The following is a 15,486-nucleotide window of genomic DNA, read 5'->3' as shown; positions in this document are numbered from 1 at the left end:
TCCGCCGGTGCTGAATTCGTAGGGATCGGCCACGAGACCGAAGACAATCATGAGTTCGTAGTCCGGTAGCGCGTAGGAACGCTCGCACTGCACAGGCGCCCTCACATACCGGTCCAAGGATCCGACCTGGTTGAAGCTGGTGAACAGCCAGAACAGGTAGTCGTACATCAGCGTGGAGCGCGCATCGGCGTGCAGGGCGAAGAACCCCTTGTCGTGCACGACGGCCTCCGCGAGGATCCGCATTCGCCGGTCCGCGTCGGGCAGTACCTCAGCGACCTCGCGGAAAGCACGCAGCAGCACCGGGGAGAAACTGCCGTCGCGCACCGTGGCCAGGGCGGCGATCCGGTCCTGCTCCGAGGTGTCGTAGACGGACTCGTCGACCAGACCGGTGACGAAAGCCTCGAAGTTCTCCGCGACCGAGGTGATCGCGAAGTCGTCCTCCTGGTCGACGTGCACCACGGTCGGCTCGCCGTGCCTGCCGCACGCGCGGTAGTCGAGGGCGAGCATGTCGTGGCCGGCCGACGGTGTGTCGGCGAAGTAGACACCGATGTCGGGGTACTCCCACATGTCGATCCAGAACCGACTGCCGAACTCACCGCCGAGCGATTGCGGCCTTGTCCGTCCGATGCCTCGGATGCCGGTGATCACGATGTGGTCGTCGGCCCAGGAGGTCGGCTCGGTCATGGGGAAGTGGTCCCGATTCGGAACGCCGCCGTTGTGCGCGGTCATCAGCGCGATGTAGGAGTCGGGCAGTCGGTATCCGCCGAGCTCCTCCTCCATCGACGCGATCAGCTCCTGCGTGGGTGGGGTCTCCTCCACGTACTCCTTCAGCGCGTACGTCGAGTCGTCCCAGAACCCGGCCACGTCGAAGCCCTCGAAATGTCCCACTGTGCCCTCCCAGGCCCGCTCGCCCGACGATCGTACGTTCCGCGCCCAAACGCGATCACAACGGGGCGCCGGCGGTTGCCGCAGTGGCTCATGGGAGACACAGTTGAAGAGGAGCACGCACGAGATCGGAGTGTGCCGTTGTGTCGTTGTCGTTCCGACCGGCTCCGGCCTGTGGACGATCGGGAACACGGTCGCCCGGCGAAGGCGCTGCCGGTAGAGCGACCGGGCAATCGCTCGTGGCCACCGAAGACCACCCGGCGTCACCCATCCGTGGATTCCGCTGGAAGATCCGGTGGAAGCGGTGACAGGGAAACGGCGTGGCCGGGGGCGGCCACAGGAACATCTCCGGCAGTTCTTCGTTTCTCGGCAAATCTGCGAGCGGAGGAGCCATGTCGACCGGAACCCTCATAGCGATCATCGTTGCTGTAGTGGTCGTGCTGTTGGTGTGCGCACTCGTGGCATGGCAGATCGCGCGCAGACGCCATCTGAAGAAACAGTTCGGCCCGGAGTACGAGCGGCTCGTTGAGGAGAAGCAGAGCCGCCCGGCCGCGGAAAACGAACTGCGGGAACGTGAACACCGCCATGACGCGCTGGAGATCAAGCCGCTCTCGGCGGCGGATCAGGAGAAGTACGCCCAGGGCTGGAGCCAGGCGCAGGAGCGGTTCGTCGACCACCCCGACGACGCGGTCCACGAAGCCGACCGCCTCGTGACCGCGCTGATGAGCGAGCGCGGCTATCCGACCAAGGGGTTCGAGCAGCAGGTCAGCGATCTGTCGGTCGAGCACGGCCGCACTCTGCAGAACTACCGGACCGCCCACGAGGTCAGCGACCGCAGCAGCCGTCACCAGGCGTCCACGGAAGAACTACGGGGCGCGATGGTCCACTACCGGGCTCTGTTCGACGAGCTGCTTCACAACGGCGGGCGGCCGCGGGAGTAACGGATGGAGGAAGAGCCATGGCGACGGGACACCGGGACCCCCTCGGGTCCGATGCAGGCAACCTGTCCACAGACGATCTACGCGGCGGGGGCACCTCGGCCCCAGAGGCCCGCGAGGCCGACGAGGCCGCGACCGAAGTTCCACCGACCTTCCCGGGCGAAGCCACCACGCCCGACTCGAGCCAAGGTCCGGGCGGCGAGAACGAGACGCGGCAGGCACCGGCGCCCGCCGCCGCAGGCGAAGAAGGGGATGGGAACGCGCCCCTTCTCGGCGAGGAGCAGGAGGGGTTCCGCAGCCGGTGGCAGCGGATCCAGGGCAACTTCGTGGATGACCCCCGGGAAGCGGTCAGTGCTGCGGACACACTGGTCGCGGAGGTGATGCAGGCACTCGCCCGGACCTTCTCCGACCACAAGCAGGGGCTCGAAGGCCAGTGGCAGCGGGGCGAGGAAGTACCGACCGAGGAATTGCGTGTCGCTCTGCAACGCTACCGGTCGTTCTTCAACCGGTTGCTGAACGCCTGAGCGAACTGCCTGTCCGGCACCTCCCGGGCATCGGCCCGGCCCGATGCCCGGGAACCCGAGAACCTCAGTCGGACCTGACGGTTGGCACTGTCGACCGCCCGCGCTCCCTGTCGCAGCCGCTGTCACAAACTGCCGGGGCATGACGTCCTCATCTGGAGCCTGATCAAGGTTCGTAGCGCTTGGTGACCACAAACGCCGTCCCCTCAAGCGGCGCTCCCACAGGAGTCCCGACCCACTGGGCAAACAGCAGCCACGCTCTACAGCACCGGGCCCGAGCGCCGGCATCCAGCACCCGAACCCTCCGCAGTGGAGATCAGGCCGCTGGACGCCGGGCCGGGGGTCACAGTGGTCCCACTTCGGGCAGTGTCCTGTGGCTGTGAGGCTTCCAGCGGCGCCTGACCTACTTGGAGCAGATCCGGTCGTGAGCGGGCAGCTTGCCGGTGGCGAGGTAGTGGTTGACCTTGTTGTCGACACATGCGTTTTCGTAGAGGCCGTAGATCGCGTGCCGGTTGGCGCCTTTGAGGGTGATGAGCTTGGAGCTGGGCAGCAGGCCGTGCAGGGCGACGGCGCCCTTGTGCGGTGTGCGCGGGTCACCGGTGGCGGACACGATCAGCGCCTTGGCGTCCTGTTTCACCTGGGTGGGGGCTTCATGGGGCCGGTCCCAGAATGCGCACGGACTGATGTTGTTGGTCACCGCGCCGAAGCGCGGGTATGCGGTACGGCTGCGCTCGATGTCCCGCCAGTAGACCTCGGGGTCGCGCGGGGCAGCCCGGTCTCCGCAGATGATCGCGGACTGCACGCTGCCGTGGGGCGAATGCTCACCGGTCATCGCGAGTCGCAGGGTCGCCGCGAACCTGGGCGACAGCCGGGTCGGCTGCCCGGCCGCGGCCTTGTTCAGCACGGACACCTGCTCGCCCAGCGCCGCCCGGGACGTCTCGGTGTCGCTGTCGACGCCGGCGAGCAGGATGAACGGAAGCTGGGTGTCGTCCAGTTGGAAGGTTTCCGGGGCGGTGCCGACGGTCAGCGGGCCGCGCGCGGACGCCCTGATGACGCGGTCGACGGTGGCGAGGACCTGGGCGCGGGTGCGGCCGAGGCCGTAGGTCTCGTGGCGGGCGGCGGCCCAGGTGGCCCAGTCGGCGAGGGCCCGCTCGTTCTCGCCGACGGCCTCCCGGAGCAGGCGGGGGCCGTACTTGCGCGGGTCGATGGCGCCGTCCAGGACCATGCGGTCGGTGCGGCCGGGGAACATCTGGGTGTAGACGGTGCCGAGGTAAGTGCCGTACGAGTAGCCGAAGTAGGAGATCTTCCTCTCGCCGAGCGCACCGCGGATGACGTCCATGTCACGGGCCGTGTTGCGCGTGTTGATGTGCGGCAGCACGTCGGCGTCGGTGGCGCGGCACTTGGCGGCCAGATCCTTCTGGAGGGCGACCTGTCGTTCGAAACTCGCCCGGCTGAGACCGGCCGAGAAGAGATTGGTGCCGACGGACCAGCCGCAGTCCAGCGGGGTGCTGCGGCCGACGAAGCGCGGGTCGAAACCGACGATGTCGTACCGCGGGCCGGCCTCCTTCATCCACGCATGGAATTCGGGCGGGGATTCGAGGGCGGTGCCTCCGGGACCGCCGTTGTTGAGCAGGATCGAGCCGATGCGATGGCGGGTGTCGGCGGCCTTGAGCCGGGATATCGCGACGGTGATCGTACGGCCTCGGGGGGCGGCATAGTCGAGCGGTACGACGACGTCCGCGCACTGCACGCCGGCCTTGTCCAGGTCGCGGCCCATCGTGTCGCCCGGGTCCTTGGCGCAGCTGCCCCAGCCCAGGTGCTGGTTGTAGTAACGGTCGAGTGCGGGCCCTGAGTTCGGTTCGGCGGGGGCCGCCGCGGCCGTGGCGGTGAGGGCCGCGCCGAGGCAAGCGGCGAGGGCGAGGCAGGCGACCGAAGTGCGGCGCACGGACGGGCTGGGGGTGATCACGAAGTCTCCTTGAGCTGCTGGATGTTGCGGTCGGGAGCACCTTCCGCGTGCACCGCATGCGCCGTTGACACCGCAACCCCCGTCAGGGCAGACGCGGCTGCAAACGCCAGTGCGGACCGGACGGGTCGGCATTCGGCAACGGGGGATCTCTTCGACCTGTTCAATGCGTGTTTCACACCATCAGAAGCTAGACGGCACAGCCATCCCCGTTCACTACTGCTATCCCCCCAGCCCCAATGAGGCCACCCCTACCTCCCGTCGCGGCTAGGGCCTGTCCGGCGGATCAGGGTCGGACAGGGCGCGGCGTCCAGTGCGGTGCATTGCAAGGCGCAGGAGCGTCTTAGCCTCGATCCACCGGGTGGTGGTTCGTCCAGTGCCTGGACATGAAAGTGGAGATGCACTCTGAGCTGGGAAAATAGGAGTTCTCTAGGCTTCTACTCAACCAGTTCGGAGGTGCATCTCCGGGATGCATTCTTCCACGCAGCCACGTGCGGTGTCCGCTGTGTTCGATGACCCGAATCTGATTGCGCATGCCGGGCTCGTCCCCGTGATGCGGCTGGCCGAACGGTGTGGGCTGTCGGACCTGGTGACGCAGAAGGTGAAACTGACCAGGACGACGAACGGCTCGGGGGCTGCGGCGGACGCCAAGATCAGCAGCATCGTGGCTGGCATGGCGGCGGGCGCGGACAGCATCGACGGCCTCCACGTGCTGCGGCACGGGGCGATGCCGGCCCTGTTCGCCGGTATCCGCGCCCCGTCCACCCTGGGCACCTTCCTCCGGGCGTTCACCCACGGTCACGCCCTCCAACTCCACGCTGTGCACCGCAGATTCCTGGTCGCGCTGGCCGCGCGCACTCCACTACTGCCCGACTCTGGAGAGAAGGCGTTCATCGATGTCGACTCCACCCACAAACGCGTCTACGGCCGGACCAAGCAGGGCGCCGAGTACGGCCGGTTCAAGGGCATCCGCACCCTGCACCCCCTGATCGCCACCATCTGCACCCCGCACGCACGGCCGGTGATCGCCGGGGTCCGGATGCGCCGCGGCAAAGCGGCAGACTCCCGAGGCGCCCCGAAATTCGTGAGCGAGGCCCTGGCCACCGCCGTCGAGGCCGGCTGCACCGGCATGCGCATCCTGCGGGCCGACTCACAGTTCTACAACGCCCGCGTGATCGCCGCTTGCTACCGGGCCGGAGCCCACTTCTCGATCACCACCGGCATGAACCCCTCCATCAAACGAGCCGTCCACAACATTCCCGACGACGCCTGGCAGCACATCAGTTACCCGACCGCGGTGCCCGACCCCGAGACCGGTGAACCCGTCTCGGACGCCGAAGTGGCCGAGATACCCCAATACACCGCCTTCGCGAGCCGAAAGAAAGAGGAGCGGGTCACCGCGCGCCTGATCGTGCGCCGGGTCCGTGACCTGGCCAAACCCGCCGTCATGGGTGAACAGGGCGAGCTGTTTCCCGTCTGGCGCTACCACCCCTTCTTCACCGACCAGCCCGCCGAGATGCTCCGGGCCGAGCGGGAACACCGGAACCACGCGGTGGTCGAGCAGGTCATCGCGGACACCAAAGCCGGTGCCCTGGCCCACCTGCCGTCCGGGCACTTCCACGCCAACGCAGCCTGGCTGACCCTGTGGGCGATGACCTACAACCTGCTGCGGGCCGCCGGTGCACTGACCTCGCCCTTTCATACCAAGGCCACCACCGCCACTCTCCGCAGCCACCTGGTTCAGGTCCCGGCCCGGATCGCGCGATCCGCACGACGTATCACCCTGCACCTGCCACACAACTGGCCCTGGCATCAAGCCTGGACACACCTCTTCGACACCGTCCACGACCCACCCACACCGGCCTGATCCCCTGACCACCCAGCCCGCCAGGGCCCGACCGGAACAAAACCCGTGGAAAAGCTGGGCAGACCAGCAGACACCACCTGCCCATCAACGACCACCTACCGAAACCAGCTCACACAACGATCAAGAGAGCATCTTCAGAGCACGTCGGTGGATCGAGGCTTAGGTGGGGTCTCCCCTGCTCGAACGGAGTTGAGAGCTTGGGGAAGGAGCTGTTCGGACGTTTCGGCAACGCCGCGAGGTGCCGTGCCAGACGTCGCGGCCCCGGCCCTGATCTGCCGGAGAGGACCGGACGGGACGCGGCACACGGGACGCGCACGGATCACACGGAGCACCGGGCCGGCCCGATGACACCGTCGGTGCCGGTCACCTTTACCGCCTCCCCCCGGTCCGCGGTACGGGCCTGCGCGGCGGTGCAGATCAGCTGCTGTCGGGCGACCTCGGAGAGCGTGGTGACGGGTGTGTTCACCCGGACCAGGACGCCGCTGGGGCCCAGGGTGATTTTCAACTCGACCCGTCCGTAGGGAAGTTCTGTACGCAGACCGCTCGCGACCTCGCTCTTGTTCGGCCCTTCGAAGAGCAGCGTGACCGCCCTGTCGGCCCCTCGCCAGCCCATTTCCGTACCGCCCCAGGAGCCGCTTCCTTCAGGCGGCAGCTCGTAGGGCCGCACGACGGGCATCAGCCGGTTCGCGGACGACGAGGACACGAAGTAGAGCAGTGCGCCCTGTTCGCGTCCCGGCGCCACGTCGACGGTCGCCGGGTCACCGACCTCGACGACATCCGTGGCCCTTATCCCGCACCCGGTCGCCAGCAGGACGAGCGGCAGCAGGGCGCCGAGGGCGCGTACGCCTCTCACGCCCCCTCCAGCGGCAGTTCCACGGTGAACACCGCCCCGCCCCCGGGCCCGCCCGCGGCGCGCACGGTGCCGCCGTGCAGCCGTACGTTCTCCTGGGTGATCGCCAGCCCGAGCCCGCTGCCCGCCGACCGGGTGCGGGCCGCGTCGGCCTTGTAGAACCGGTCGAAGACATGGGGCAGCACGGCGGGATCGATGCCCGGACCGCTGTCCTCGACCTCGGCCAACAGCCACTCCCCCGCGCCCTTCCACGCGGTCCGCAGCCGTACCGTGACGGGCTCCGCACCGTGCCGCAGGGCGTTGCCGACGAGGTTGGCGACGATCACGTCGAAGCGGCGCGGATCGAGCATCGCCCGTATGCCGTCGGGGAGTTCGGTGCGGACGCGGTCCTCCCAGTGCCTGTTCTGCAGGGTCTTGCGGATCGCTTCGGCGACATCGACCTCGTCGAGGTGGAGATCCGCGGCCTTGGCGTCGAAGCGGGAGATCTCCATCAGGTCCTCGACGAGGGTGGCGAGCTTGCCCGTCTCGGCGCTGATCAGCCGGACGGCCGCCGCGGTGTCGGCGTTCAGCTGGGCCGCGTCCTCGTCGAGCACCTCGGTGACGGCGAGCATTCCGGCGAGCGGGGTGCGCAGCTCGTGCGAGACGTCGGAGGCGAAACGTCTGGCCCGCGCCTCCGCCTGTCGGAGCTCCGCCACCGACTCCTGGAGCTTGGTCGACGAATCGTTGAACGTCCGGGCGAGTCCGGCGAGTTCGTCGGAGCCCCGGACCTCGATGCGGGTGTCGAGTTCACCCCGGCCGATGCCCGCGGCGGCCCGCCGCAGGTCGCGTACCGGGCGCAGCACGCTGCGGGCCGCGAGCAGTGCGGGCACCAGTGCGATCAGGAGGGCGGGCACGGCGCCGTCGCGGGCGGCGGTCACCATGGCGTCGACATTGGCCTCCTCGGTGGAGAGCTGCATCACCGCGTAGAGGACGAGCCCGGTGGGTTGGCGTCCGTCGCCCCGGTCGAAGGCGGCGGGCATCCCGACGGTCAGCCAGGGCTCTCCGTTCCTGACGACCCGCTGGAAGGAGCCGTGCGCGTTGCTGCGGGCGGCGGCGTGCAGTTCGGGCGTGATCACGTTCGAGGTGGGGCGGTCCGAGGAGGAGACCCGGATCTTCCCGTACTCGGCGAAGACGACCCAGGGGTGCGGCTTGCCCTCCCTGGCGAGAATCCGGCAGGCCTGTCGCAGCTGTTCCTCGTCCACCGGCAGGGTCACGGCCTGTGCGCCGATCCGGTCGCGGAACTGGTCGACGGCCGTGTCCTGGGCCTGCTTGAGGATGGCGGAGCGGGCCTCGCGGTAGGTGAGGGTGGCGGTGGTGACGGCGCTGATCGCAGCGACCAGGAGGAAGGCCGCGACGAGACGGGTACGCAGTCCGAACCGGGCGCCGAGGAGTCTCATACGAGTGGCCCGAAGCGGTATCCGAAGCCGCGGACGGTCTGGATGTACCGCGGGCTGCCCGCCACGTCCTCGATCTTCTGTCTCAGCCGCCGCACACACGCGTCGACCAGGCGCGCGTCCCCGTGGTAGCTGTGCTCCCAGACGTATTCGAGGAGCTGCTGTCTGCTGAAGACCTGCTCCGGCGAGGCCGACAGGTGGAGCAGCAGTTTCAGCTCGGAGGGTGCGAGCAGGACGCGCTGCCCGGCCTTGGCGACCGAGAGCCCGGCCCGGTCGACGGCCAGTTCGCCGTGGGTCTCGGTGCCGCCGCGTCCCGCGGGTTCGGCGAGCCTGCGCAGTACGGCCCGGATCCTGGCCTCGATCACCTCGGTACGGGCCGGCTTGACGATGTAGTCGTCGGCTCCGGCCTCCAGCCCGACGACCACGTCGAAGTCGTCGCCCCGGGCCGTCAGCATGATGATCGGCAGCTGACTGGTCTCCCGTATCCGGCGGCAGACCTGGACCCCGTTCATCGCGGGGAGCATCAGATCGAGGAGCACCAGATCGGGCCGGAACTCCGCCAGCGCGGCCAGCCCCGCCTCGCCGCTCTCCACGGCGCGCAGTTCATGGCCGCGTCGTCGCAGCCCCAGCTCGACCCCTTCACGTACGGAGGGGTCGTCTTCGATCAGCAACACGCGCGGCATGGCAGCAGTATCCCAGCGATCAAGAAATGGATTCGAACCGGTGAGCGGGTGTGCGCCCGGCGGTTCACGCCCGGCGCAGCCGCGACCGTCCCGCCGCGATCACGGCGCTGACCTCCCGCAGCCGGAACGGCCGCGCCAGCAGCGCCACCGTGAGCAGGAGCACCAAGGAGCCCGCGCCCACCGCCGCGAAGTCCCCGGACCCCGCGCAGCTCCGAGCGGCCAGGTACCCCAGCAGCCCGGCGGGCACAGCTGCCGCCACCAGCCGGAGCTGCGCCCACAGCGTGGGCGAACGCAGCAGTGAGGTCCCGGCCGCGTCGCTGCGGCCGACCCTGCGGTGCAGCACGTACGCGGTGGCGGCGAAGCCCGCGAACAGCGCCACGGAGTAGGCCCCGGCCATTCCCGTCACGGCCCAGCGGACCGGCAGCAGCAGATACGCGGCGGCCGAGAGCCCGGCGTTGAGCGCCGCGATCACCAGATTGAGGAAGAACGGCGTGCGGGTGTCGCTCATCGCGTAGAACGCCCGGGAGAGCACGTACTGCCCGGAGTAGGCGATGAGTCCGGGCGCGAACGCCATCATCATGCCCGCCATCACGGCGATGTCCGCGTCGTCCGTGCGCCCGTATCCGTAGACGGCTCCCATCACCCACGGTGCCAGCGCGAACAGCAGGGCCACCGCGGGCACCACGACCGCCGCGGAGGTGCGCAGGGCGTACGAGACGTCACGCCGCAGGCCCGGCAGGTCGTTGTCGGCCGCCGCCCGGCTCATCCGGGGCATCAGCGCGGTGACGAGCGAAACGGTCACGATGCCGTGCGGCACCACCCACAGCTGATAGGCGTAGCTGTACGCGGTGTAGCCGGCGCCGCCCGCCAGTTCCATGTCCTCGGCGCGCTGGCCGATGGTGGTGGAGAGCCGGGTCACCACCCAGTAGGCGATCTGGTTGGTGAGCACGAGCGTGACCAGCCAGCCGGCCGCGCGCAGCGGCCGGGTGAGGCCGCTGCCCCGCCAGTCGAACCGGGGCCGCCAGCGGAACCCCGCGGCACGCAGCGCGGGCGCCAGGGCGAGCGTCTGGACGACGATCCCGGCCGTCGTGCCCCAGCCGAGCCACTGGGCCTGCGTCGGGGTGAGCGTGCCGTCGGAGCCCGTCGCGATGCCGAGGTAGATCCCGAACACGGCGATGATGACCACGTTGTTGAGGACCGGGGTCCACATCATCGCGCCGAACCGGCCCCGGGCATTCAGTACTTGCCCGAGGAGGGTGAACAGTCCGTAGAAGAGGATCTGCGGCAGGCAGTAGCGGGCCAGGGCGACGGTCATTTCCGCCTGCGCGCCGTGGTAACCGGGGGCGTAGACCGCGACGATCCACGGGGCGGCGAGGACGGTGATGCCGGTGAGGGCGAGGAGGCCGACGGTGCAGACGGTGAGCAGCCGGTCGGTGTACGCGGCTCCGCCGTCGGCGTGGTTCTTCGCCGCACGCACCAGCTCGGGGACGAAGACGGCGTTGAGCGCGCCGCCGATGAGCAGTGTGTAGAGGATGTTGGGCACGGTGTTGGCGACGTTGTACCCGTCGGCCTGGAGCCCGGTGCCGAGCGCGGCGACGACGACCGCCGAGCGTATGAAGCCGGTCGCCCGGGAGACGATGGAGCCGGCCGCCATGACGGCGCCGTTGCGCAGCACCGAGCGGGGCTTGTGGTCGGCGACCGCGGTGGTGGTCGCTCCGGTGGCGGTCATCGGCGGGCCAGGTACGCCCGGAACGCCCGGTACAGCGTGTTGTTCGTGGCTCCGCCCACCGATGTCTCCCACTCTCCGAGCGTCTCGACGACGTGGCCGCCGGTGCCGAGCTTCCAGCGGAGCAGCCCGAAGGGGCGGTCGTCGGGGTCAAGGGTGGAGGGTACCCCGCGCATGTCGTGCACATCGGCGCCGAGCGCATGGGCATCGAGCATCATCCGCCACTGCAGCGCGTTGCTGGGGCGGACCTCCCGGCGGTGGTCGGCGGAGGCTCCGGTCTGGTACCAGACCCGCCGGCCGGTGCTGATCATGGTGTGGGCGGCCAGGATCTCGCCCTGGTGGACCGCGAGGTAGAGCCGCATCCGGCCGGGCTGTTCGGCGTTGAGTACGGCGTACTGCCGCTGGTAATAGGCGAGTGAGCGGCCGAGCCGGAAGCCGTCGCGTTCCTCGGTGATCCGCAGCAGCCGGTGGAACTCCGCGAGTTCGGACTCGCCGCCGATGACGATCCGCACCCCGGCCTTCTCGGCCTTGCGCACGTTGCGGCGCCATTCCTGGTTGAGCCCGGACCACAGGTCGTCCGGGGTCCGCCCGGCGAGCGGCACGTGGAAGACATGGCGCGGCTGCGCGTCGGCGTCCTCGCCGTCGCCGCCGCAGCGGTGCCAGCCGCGGGCCCGGAGCCGTTCGGCGACGGCCGCGCCGAGCGGGTCGACCTCGCTCGCCAGCACGTCGGAGACCTTCCGTCCCGGCCCGGTGGCCGCTTTGAGACGGCCGGTGTCCCAGCGGCGGTACGCCGGTGAGGGACCGATCCGTACGGCGAAGGCGCCGGCCCTGCGCAGATACGCCATGAGCGGGCCGAGCCAGCGGTCGATGTCCGGGTCGGCCCAGTCGGCCACCGGCCCCTCGGGCAGATAGGCGAAGTACTTGCGCGTGCCGGGGAATTGCCGGTAGAGCACCAGGGCTGCTCCGGTCGGTTCGCCGGAGTCGCCGTGCCAGCCGACCGTTTCGGAGGTCCACCGGTCCTTCACCGCGGCCCAGGACGGGTATTGCAGAAAGCTCGCCCCCGGGCGGGTGGACAGGAATGCCCGGTGCTCGGCGGCGGTCAGTTCGCGTATCCGCAGGTCCTGGTCATGACGGCGGTCTCCGGTCGCGAGCAGCGCTGACATGTTCGTGGCCCTCCCTGGTCCGCCCCGCTGTCGGTTCCGCGAGGCCGCACAGGATGCTCACAGCGGTCCGTGACGGAGCCGAGCGGCGTATGTGACCGGACGATGACCGTTGTGCTGCGGTACATGTCACACAGGGTATTTCCCGGTTTTCGGCCGATTTGCGGAACCTATCGTCGGATGAACGCCTCTCCATCTACGAGAAGCAATGCCTTGGAGGTTTTTCCGTTGATCGCTGCACGCCGGCCCGTACGCCGTACCGCTCCCCTCGGCCGCCCGGTCCGGATCACCCTGGTCGCCGGTACCGCGGTGCTCGGTGCCATGCTCACCGCCTGTTCCGGTGCCGCCGCATCGAACTCGGAGTCGGACAAGGGTCAGGCGGCCGCTCCGGCCTCCGGGGCCGAGATCTCGGTGAACCTCCGCGGCAGCCAGGCCGCCCCGGGTACGCCGGTGAAGGTGACGCTCGGCACCGGAAAGCTGAAGACGGTCACGGTGAGCGCGGACGGGGGCGAGGCGCTCACCGGCCGGATATCCGCCGACGGCAGGACGTGGACGTCGGACCGGCCCGCCGCGCCCGGCACCACGTACGCCGTCGAGGCGAAGAACACCGAGGGCGGCGGCGCCAAGGCCGACTTCACCACCGCCACCGCCGACGAGGTCAACAAGCTGGCGCTGGCTCCCGGCAAGAACACCACGGTCGGTGTCGCCCAGCCGCTCTCGATCGTCTTCGACAACCCGGTCAAGGACAAGGCGGCGGTCGAGAAGGCCCTGAAGGTCTCCACCTCGAACAACACCGAGGGCTCCTGGGGCTGGCTGCAGGACTACTCCGGCAAAGACCGGGTCGACTGGCGGCCCAAGGAGTACTGGAAGTCCGGTACGAAGGTCACGCTCGACGCCGATCTCAACGGCATCGACTCGGGCCCGTCCGGCGGCTGGTTCGTACGCGACTACCGGACCACCTTCACGATCGGCGCCGACCAGGTGGTCAAGGTCGACCTCGACCGCCATCGGCTGGCGCTGAAGCGGGACGGGAAGACCGTCATGGACGTGCCCATGTCGGCCGGCACCCCCGGCGGCGAGAAGGCGTCCTGGCGCGGCACCGCCGTACTGATGGCCAAGGAGGGCACGATCAACATGCGCTCCGAGACGGTCGGTCTCGGCGATGCCTACGACAAGATGGTCGACTCGTCGATGCGGCTGACCTGGTCGGGGATGTACGCCCACGCGGCGCCGTGGAACGCGGCCTACTTCGGGGTGGCCAACCACAGTTCGGGCTGTGTCGGGATGAGCGACGCCAACGCCGCCGCGCTCTACCAGCAGGTGCGGGTCGGCGACCCGTTCGAGATCACCGGCGCGGACGCCAAGGGCACGGTCGCGGAGGGCAACGGGTACGGGGCGTGGAACGTGTCGTGGGCCGACTGGCAGGCGAAGAGCGCGCTGTAGCCGGGCCGGGGAGCCGCCGCCCGCCTCGGCCTCCGCCCCGCTGCTGCCCCGCACCTTCGCCGGGGTCCGGCAGTCCGGGGGCGCCCGGCGGAGCGGCACATCCGCGGTACGGCGAAGCTCCACACCACAGTGACCGGAAACAAGGAGAGCGGCACCTTCGTCGCATATCTCTACGACGAAGGGCCGCTCGGCCTCGGCAAGCTGGTCAGCAACGCCCCCTACCTTCCACGGGCGGACGCCGGGCCGACCGTTCCCCGTAGGCCTGGAGCTGTTCTCCACCACCTACGACGTTCCGGCCGGTCACCGTCTCACCCTGGTGATCGACACCGTCGATCCGCGGTACATCGAGCACAACCCGACCGGATCACAGCTGACCTTCTCCTCGTCACCGGCGGACCCGTCGTACGTGTCCGTGCCGTTGCGCGAGAAGTGATCACCGGCTGCTGCCGGGCGGGCACCGCTCTGCCGGGACCGCCTCGCGGCGGGCCCCGCTACTGCACTCCCGGCAGCAGCGTCCCTGGTTCGGCCGGTGCGATCTTCACGGCCTTCATCTTCGGATTGCGCCGTTCCCGCTTGGCCACCCAGGTCGCGAACCAGGAGAGCAGCATGCACATCCCGATGTAGATCGGCGAGATCACCATCACTACGGGGATGAAGGGAAGATCGTAGTCGAGGTTGGACGCGATGAGCTTGCCCGCGTGGAGGAATTCCTCGTAGGTGATCAGATAGCCGAGCGAGGTGTCCTTCAGCGCCACGACCAGCTGGCTGATGATCGTGGGCAGCATGGCGCGCACCGCCTGCGGGGCCAGTACGAACGTGGTGACCTGCGTCTTGCGCAGCCCCAGGGCGTACGCGGCCTCGGACTGGCCGCGCTCCACCGAGACGATCCCGGTACGGAACACCTCGGCGAGCACCGAACCGTTGTACAGGGTCAGACCGGTGACCAGGGCGGGCAGCGGCTGCACCTTCAGCGCCACGAAGATGAAGAAGATCATCACCAGTACGGGCATGGCCCGGAAGAACTCCACCAGCAGCGTAGCGATCCAGCGCACGGGCCGGTGATCGGAGAGCCGGCCGACGGCGAGGACCGCGCCGAGCAGGAGGGAGAGCACCGCGGCGTACGCGAACGCCTTGAGGGTGTTGCCCAGACCGCGCAGCAGCAGTTCCTGAATGCCCTTGTACGTGAAGGGTGTCCACTTGGCGCTGGTGAACTGTTCGGTGTCGAAGAGCAGATAGACGACCCAGCCGAGCAGGGCGAGGATCAGGGCCGTCGAGACGAACCCGTACAGGAGATGGCGTTTGCGGGTCGCCGGGCCCGGGATGTCGTAGAGCGCGGTGGCGGACGGCGCGGTGCGGGTGGTCATCGGGCGACTCCCCAGCGCTTCTCCATCACGTTGAAGAGCGCACTGATGGACAGGGTGATGATCAGGTAGCCGACGGCGATCCAGACGAAGGTCCAGATGATGCTGTAGCCCAGCTCGTTGAGGGTCTTGTAGGTACCGAGCAGCTCGGTGACGCTGAACGCCCCGGCGATCGCCGAGTTCTTGGCGAGGGCGATGAGCGTGGAGCCGATCGGCGGGATCACCGACCGGAACGCCTGGGGCAGCACCACGGCGTTCAGCGTCTGGCCGAAGGTCATGCCGAGGCTGCGGGCCGCCTCGCCCTGTCCCGTCGGCACGGTGTTGATGCCCGAGCGCAGCACCTCGCAGATGAACGCGGAGGTGTAGCAGCCGAGCGCGACGACCGCGAAGACCTCGAAGGGAAGGACCAGGCCGAAGCGCGGCAGCCCGAGCAGGACCGCGAAGAAGAGCAGCGTCAGCGGGGTGTTGCGCAGCACCGTCACCCAGACCGTGCCCAGTACGCGCAGCGAGCCGACGGGGGCCACCCGGCAGGAGGCCATGAAGAAGCCGAGGAGCAGGGCCAGGATCGAGGAGTAGACGGTCAGTTCGACCGTGCCCAGGAAGCCCTTGCCGTAGAGCGCGAAATTCTCGGTGAGTACGTCCATGGTCGATGTCCG

Annotated in this window: 13 protein-coding genes and 1 pseudogene; 5 read left to right on the top strand and 9 right to left on the bottom strand. The window is 69.1% G+C overall.

The window, feature by feature from the left end; genetic code table 11:
* A partial coding sequence (locus tag ABZY11_RS15190) for an SMI1/KNR4 family protein (RefSeq protein WP_356479568.1) occupies positions 1-888 on the bottom strand: 888 nt, incomplete at its 3' end.
* Positions 889-1,277: 389 nt separating this feature from the next.
* Here ABZY11_RS15190 and ABZY11_RS15185 point away from each other — a divergent pair.
* Together ABZY11_RS15185 and ABZY11_RS15180 are read left to right on the top strand one after the other, a co-directional pair.
* Positions 1,278-1,826, top strand: a complete 549-nt coding sequence (locus ABZY11_RS15185) for a hypothetical protein (RefSeq protein WP_356479567.1) — start codon at positions 1,278-1,280, stop codon at positions 1,824-1,826.
* Positions 1,827-1,843: 17 nt separating this feature from the next.
* Entirely contained in the window at positions 1,844-2,347 is a 504-nt protein-coding gene (locus ABZY11_RS15180) for a hypothetical protein (RefSeq protein WP_356479566.1), read from the top strand.
* A 400-nt stretch (positions 2,348-2,747) separates the two neighbouring features.
* Here the strand turns inward: ABZY11_RS15180 and ABZY11_RS15175 are convergent, their stop codons facing one another.
* On the bottom strand, positions 2,748-4,310 hold the full coding sequence (locus tag ABZY11_RS15175; protein ID WP_356479565.1) for an alpha/beta hydrolase: 1,563 nt from the start codon (positions 4,308-4,310) through the stop codon (positions 2,748-2,750).
* Positions 4,311-4,776: 466 nt separating this feature from the next.
* On the opposite strand from ABZY11_RS15175, the gene ABZY11_RS15170 reads away from it, so the two are divergent.
* Positions 4,777-6,174 carry an IS1380 family transposase gene (locus ABZY11_RS15170; RefSeq protein WP_356479564.1) on the top strand — a complete coding sequence of 466 codons (1,398 nt, stop codon included), beginning with the start codon at positions 4,777-4,779 and terminating at the stop codon, positions 6,172-6,174.
* Between the two features lie 319 nt (positions 6,175-6,493).
* On the opposite strand, the gene ABZY11_RS15165 is transcribed toward ABZY11_RS15170, so the two are convergent.
* From ABZY11_RS15165 to ABZY11_RS15145, 5 genes are all read right to left on the bottom strand, one after another.
* Entirely contained in the window at positions 6,494-7,027 is a 534-nt protein-coding gene (locus ABZY11_RS15165) for a hypothetical protein (RefSeq protein ID WP_356479563.1), read from the bottom strand.
* Positions 7,024-8,460: a HAMP domain-containing sensor histidine kinase gene (locus ABZY11_RS15160; RefSeq protein WP_356479562.1), complete on the bottom strand. Its 1,437-nt coding sequence runs from the start codon at positions 8,458-8,460 to the stop codon at positions 7,024-7,026. Before ABZY11_RS15160 ends, ABZY11_RS15165 begins: the two co-directional genes overlap by 4 nt.
* Positions 8,457-9,140 (bottom strand): response regulator transcription factor, encoded by a 684-nt coding sequence (locus ABZY11_RS15155; protein WP_356479561.1) that lies wholly within the window; start codon positions 9,138-9,140, stop codon positions 8,457-8,459. The genes ABZY11_RS15160 and ABZY11_RS15155 overlap by 4 nt, the downstream gene beginning before the upstream one ends.
* Positions 9,141-9,204: 64 nt before the next feature.
* The gene (murJ, locus tag ABZY11_RS15150) at positions 9,205-10,869 is read right to left on the bottom strand and encodes a murein biosynthesis integral membrane protein MurJ (protein ID WP_356479560.1); all 1,665 of its coding nucleotides are present in this window, start codon (positions 10,867-10,869) and stop codon (positions 9,205-9,207) included.
* Positions 10,866-12,029: a peptidoglycan bridge formation glycyltransferase FemA/FemB family protein gene (locus ABZY11_RS15145; RefSeq protein WP_356479559.1), complete on the bottom strand. Its 1,164-nt coding sequence runs from the start codon at positions 12,027-12,029 to the stop codon at positions 10,866-10,868. Before ABZY11_RS15145 ends, murJ begins: the two co-directional genes overlap by 4 nt.
* A gap of 225 nt (positions 12,030-12,254) precedes the next feature.
* Here ABZY11_RS15145 and ABZY11_RS15140 point away from each other — a divergent pair, with 225 nt between their 5' ends.
* Complete coding sequence (locus ABZY11_RS15140) at positions 12,255-13,469, top strand: Ig-like domain-containing protein (RefSeq protein WP_356479558.1); 1,215 nt, start codon at positions 12,255-12,257, stop codon at positions 13,467-13,469.
* Positions 13,470-13,482: 13 nt separating this feature from the next.
* A pseudogene (locus tag ABZY11_RS15135) lies at positions 13,483-13,902 on the top strand (CocE/NonD family hydrolase C-terminal non-catalytic domain-containing protein); the annotation flags it as partial.
* A 58-nt stretch (positions 13,903-13,960) separates the two neighbouring features.
* Here ABZY11_RS15135 and ABZY11_RS15130 read toward each other — a convergent pair.
* Positions 13,961-14,833 carry an amino acid ABC transporter permease gene (locus ABZY11_RS15130; protein ID WP_356479557.1) on the bottom strand — a complete coding sequence of 291 codons (873 nt, stop codon included), beginning with the start codon at positions 14,831-14,833 and terminating at the stop codon, positions 13,961-13,963.
* On the bottom strand, positions 14,830-15,474 hold the full coding sequence (locus ABZY11_RS15125) for an amino acid ABC transporter permease (protein WP_356479556.1): 645 nt from the start codon (positions 15,472-15,474) through the stop codon (positions 14,830-14,832). The genes ABZY11_RS15130 and ABZY11_RS15125 overlap by 4 nt, the downstream gene beginning before the upstream one ends.
* Positions 15,475-15,486 lie beyond the last annotated feature (12 nt).

It is taken from the genome of Streptomyces sp. NPDC006510 (assembly GCF_040611955.1).
In the GTDB taxonomy this organism is placed as follows: Bacteria; Actinomycetota; Actinomycetes; order Streptomycetales; family Streptomycetaceae; genus Streptomyces.
The sequence above is the reverse complement of the archived record's forward strand: the minus strand, read 5'-3'. Positions and strand labels throughout refer to the sequence as shown.

Coding starts and splice junctions, on each gene's coding strand:
- ABZY11_RS15180 (WP_356479566.1), top strand. CDS start 1,844: ATGGCGACGGGACACCGGGACCCCCTCGGGTCCGATGCAGGCAACCTG.
- murJ (WP_356479560.1), bottom strand. CDS start 10,869: ATGACCGCCACCGGAGCGACCACCACCGCGGTCGCCGACCACAAGCCC.
- ABZY11_RS15130 (WP_356479557.1), bottom strand. CDS start 14,833: ATGACCACCCGCACCGCGCCGTCCGCCACCGCGCTCTACGACATCCCG.
- ABZY11_RS15125 (WP_356479556.1), bottom strand. CDS start 15,474: ATGGACGTACTCACCGAGAATTTCGCGCTCTACGGCAAGGGCTTCCTG.
- ABZY11_RS15145 (WP_356479559.1), bottom strand. CDS start 12,029: ATGTCAGCGCTGCTCGCGACCGGAGACCGCCGTCATGACCAGGACCTG.
- ABZY11_RS15155 (WP_356479561.1), bottom strand. CDS start 9,140: ATGCCGCGCGTGTTGCTGATCGAAGACGACCCCTCCGTACGTGAAGGG.
- ABZY11_RS15185 (WP_356479567.1), top strand. CDS start 1,278: ATGTCGACCGGAACCCTCATAGCGATCATCGTTGCTGTAGTGGTCGTG.
- ABZY11_RS15160 (WP_356479562.1), bottom strand. CDS start 8,460: ATGAGACTCCTCGGCGCCCGGTTCGGACTGCGTACCCGTCTCGTCGCG.
- ABZY11_RS15170 (WP_356479564.1), top strand. CDS start 4,777: ATGCATTCTTCCACGCAGCCACGTGCGGTGTCCGCTGTGTTCGATGAC.